The following is a 3556-nucleotide window of genomic DNA, read 5'->3' as shown; positions in this document are numbered from 1 at the left end:
GCATATCCGGGCGGCTACTATCCGACGCCGGATTACCAGGGAGGCTATGGACCTGCGGCGGCGCAGCCCGGGACGAACCCGCTGGCGATCGCGTCGCTCATCGCCTCCTTCACCGGCCTGCTGTGCTGCGTAGGCTCGATCGTGGCCATGGTGCTGGGCGCGATCGCGCTGGATCAGATCAAGCGGACCCGTCAGGACGGCTTCGGCCTGGCGGTCGCCGGCATCGTCATCGGAATCGCCATGCTCCTCGTCACTTTTGTGGTCGTGCTCTTCGCGATACGCACGCATTAGCGCCAGCGCGCCGGAGCCGGGCTGTCTGCTATCGGACCCGCGGCTGCCTAGGCTCTACTTCCATGGGATCGGTCAATAGGGTGTACGTCGCGCGGCTGTCGCGCATGTTGGTGCTGGGCCCGCTCGGGGAATCCGTCGGCCGGGTGCGCGATGTCGTCATCAGCATCAGCATCGTGCGCCAGCAACCGCGCGTCCTGGGGTTGGTCGTCGACCTGGCCACACGGCGCAGCATCTTCATCCCGATCCTGCGGGTCGCCTCCATCGAGCCCAACGCGGTGACGCTGAGCACCGGCAACGTGTCCTTGCGCCATTTCGAGCAGCGACCCGGCGAGGTGCTGGCGATCGGCCAGGTGCTCGACACCGCCGTCAAGGTCAACGACCCCGAACTGCCCGAGCTGGCGGGGCTGGACGTGGTGGTCACCGATCTGGGCATCGAGCAGACCCGAACCCGGGACTGGATGGTGAGCCGGGTCGCCGTGCGCAGCCAGCGCCGGCTGGGGCGGCGTGGCCCGGTGCACGTCGTCGACTGGCACAACGTGCAGGGCTTGACCCCGTCGGCCCTGGCGCTGCCGGGCCAGGGCGTGGCTCAGCTGCTGGATCAGTTCGAGGGCCGCAAACCGGTCGACGTCGCCGACGCCATCCGCGGGCTGCCGGCCAAGCGCCGCTACGAGGTGCTCAAGGCGCTCAACGACGACCGGCTGGCCGACATCCTGCAGGAGCTGCCCGAGGTGGATCAGGCCGACGTGCTGTCGCAGCTGGGCACCGAGCGATCCGCCGACGTGCTCGAGGAGATGGATCCCGACGACGCCGCCGACCTGCTGGGCGTGCTGAATCCGACCGACGCCGAAATGCTGCTGACCCGGATGGATCCCGGGGATTCCGCCACGGTGCGACGGCTGCTCACCCACTCACCCGACACCGCCGGCGGACTGATGACGTCGAACCCGGTGGTGCTGACCCCGGACACCGCGGTCGCCGAGGCGCTGGCCCGCGTCCGCGATCCCGACCTGTCCGCCGCGCTGTCGTCCATGGTGTTCGTGGTGCGTCCGCCCACGGCCACCCCGACCGGGCGCTACCTGGGATGTGTGGCGCTGCAGCGGCTGCTGCGCGAGCCGCCGGCCGAGCTGGTCGGCGGGATCGTCGACAGCGACCTGCTGACGCTGACGCCGGAGACACCGCTGGTCGCGGTGACCCGCTACCTCGCCGCCTACAACCTGGTGTGCGGGCCCGTGGTCGACGACCAGAACCACCTGGTGGGCGCGGTCACCGTCGACGACCTGCTCGATCACCTGCTGCCGCACGACTGGCGGGTGGACATGCAGGACCTCGACACCGCCGGCCGTCTCGAAGGACTGGGAGGATCCGCGTGAGCAAGTCCACGGCTCCGCGGGGGCTCTACACCCCGCGGACATCGCGCAGGTACTCGCCGCGGCTGGATCCCGAAACCGTCGGACAGTTCACCGAGTCGATCGCCCGCTTCTTCGGCACCGGCCGGTATTTGCTGCTGCAGACGATCGTGGTTTTCGTGTGGATCGCGCTGAACCTGTTCGCGGTGGGGCTGCGCTGGGATCCCTACCCGTTCATCCTGTTGAACCTGGCCTTCTCCACCCAGGCGGCCTACGCGGCACCGCTGATCCTGCTGGCCCAGAACCGCCAGGAGAACCGGGACCGCGTGGCGCTCGAGGACGACCGCCGTCGCGCGGCGCAGACCAAGGCCGACACCGAATACCTGGCCCGCGAACTGGCCGCGGTGCGGCTGGCCGTGGGCGAGGTGGTGACGCGCGAATACCTGCGCCACGAGCTCGATGACCTGCGCGAACTGCTGGCAAATCTGCAGCCGGACGCCGCGGATGCCGACCCGGTTCAGGGCGGCGACGGATTGGAGCGAACGGCTAAGAAATCCAGGTGAGAACCGTTTGCACCATTGCGCCACTCGTGTCACAAGAGTTATGTATGGTGATCTGGTTCACCGAGCTAACAGAAAGTGGACCCAGCTCACATAACTAGGACGGTCGAGTGCGCATAGGGGGAAGCCGGGGTGAAAGCCCCGCCGCCGCGACTGTGCGGCAGCGAGCACTTCGGAACACGCGCAAGCCGATTTTCGGCGTGGCAATGATTACTCCATTGGTCTTCGCGGGGGCGGTCAGCGCAACGGCTCCATCGCTTCCCATGCGAATGCCCCCGGTGCACGCCGCCGTCACCCCGGTGGCCGCGGTGTCCCCGACCTTCCCCGACCTCACCGGCCCCGCCGTCGTCTCAATCGACCGCGGCCCCACGCTCTTTCACGTCGCCGAGCCAGCCTTGTCGGCTCCGCCGCCGGCGATGATCGTGAATGCGCCTGGAGCCCTTGGCATTCCGAGCATCGCGCTGGCCGCCTACCGCAGCGCGGAGCAGAAGATGGCCGTCGCCGCCCCGGGCTGTGGCGTCAGCTGGAACCTGTTGGCCGGCATCGGGCGCATCGAGTCGGGACACGCGGGCGGCGGCGCGGTGGACGCCCGCGGCACCGCGATCAGCCCGATCTACGGCCCGTCCCTGGACGGCACGCTGCCCGGCAACGAAACGATCATCCAGAGCAGCGCCGGAAACCGCGTCACCTATGCCCGCGCGATGGGGCCCATGCAGTTCCTGCCGGGCACCTGGGCGCGCTACGCCTCCGACGGCAAGGGCGACGGCGTGGCGGATCCGCAGAACATCTTCGACGCGACGCTGGCGGCCGCCCGATACCTGTGCAGCGGCGGGCTCAACCTGCGTGATCAGTCGCAGGTGTTGACCGCGATCCTGCGCTACAACAACTCGATGCCCTACGCGCAGAACGTGTTGGGCTGGGCGGCGGCCTACGCCACGGGCGTCGTGCCCGTCGACCTGCCGCCGATGACCGGGCCGCCGCCGCCGCTGGGCGACGCACACCTCGAGCACCCCGAAGGGCTCGGGCCCAACCTGCCGATGAACGTCAACGGCCTGCCGCTGGACGACCCGCTGGCCCGTGTCCCGTTGATCGACCTGAGCAGCCCGGCGCTGGGCAGTCCCCAGCCGATGTTCCCGTGGATGACGCCCACGCCTGCGCAGGCGCCGGCCCAGGTTCCCGGGTGCACGGTGATCTGCATCAGCTCGCAGAGCTCACCGGCCGTGGGTGCGCCGCCGCCGTTCGGTGCGCCGCCCCCGCCGTTCGGGGCGCCACAGCCGGTCGCGCCGCCGCAGCCGTTCGCACCCCCGCAGCCGTCGCCCTTGCCGTCGGAGGCGTAGCGCGCCCAGGTGCCCGGCAGGA

Annotated in this window: 4 protein-coding genes; all 4 read left to right on the top strand. The window is 69.7% G+C overall.

The genetic code is table 11. The annotated features are described in order from the left end of the window. On the top strand, positions 1-291 hold a 291-nt coding region (locus A9W96_RS22940; protein ID WP_156765375.1), incomplete at its 5' end, for a DUF4190 domain-containing protein. Between the two features lie 62 nt (positions 292-353). Then, positions 354-1661, top strand: coding sequence for a magnesium transporter MgtE N-terminal domain-containing protein (locus A9W96_RS22935; RefSeq protein ID WP_066871637.1), 1308 nt, complete (start codon positions 354-356; stop codon positions 1659-1661). Beyond that, positions 1658-2200, top strand: coding sequence for a DUF1003 domain-containing protein (locus A9W96_RS22930; protein ID WP_066871640.1), 543 nt, complete (start codon positions 1658-1660; stop codon positions 2198-2200). Before A9W96_RS22935 ends, A9W96_RS22930 begins: the two co-directional genes overlap by 4 nt. Positions 2201-2307: 107 nt before the next feature. Further along, on the top strand, positions 2308-3534 hold the full coding sequence (locus A9W96_RS22925; RefSeq protein WP_067143315.1) for a lytic transglycosylase domain-containing protein: 1227 nt from the start codon (positions 2308-2310) through the stop codon (positions 3532-3534). Positions 3535-3556: the final 22 nt, after the last annotated feature.

It is taken from the genome of Mycobacterium sp. 1245852.3 (assembly GCF_001669335.1).
In the GTDB taxonomy this organism is placed as follows: domain Bacteria; phylum Actinomycetota; class Actinomycetes; order Mycobacteriales; family Mycobacteriaceae; genus Mycobacterium; species Mycobacterium europaeum_A.
Note: the sequence above shows the minus strand (reverse complement) of the source record. Positions and strands in the feature narration are given on the sequence as shown.

Excerpts from the sequence above, each read along its gene's own strand:
- A9W96_RS22935 (WP_066871637.1), top strand. The coding sequence starts at position 354 with ATGGGATCGGTCAATAGGGTGTACGTCGCGCGGCTGTCGCGCATGTTG.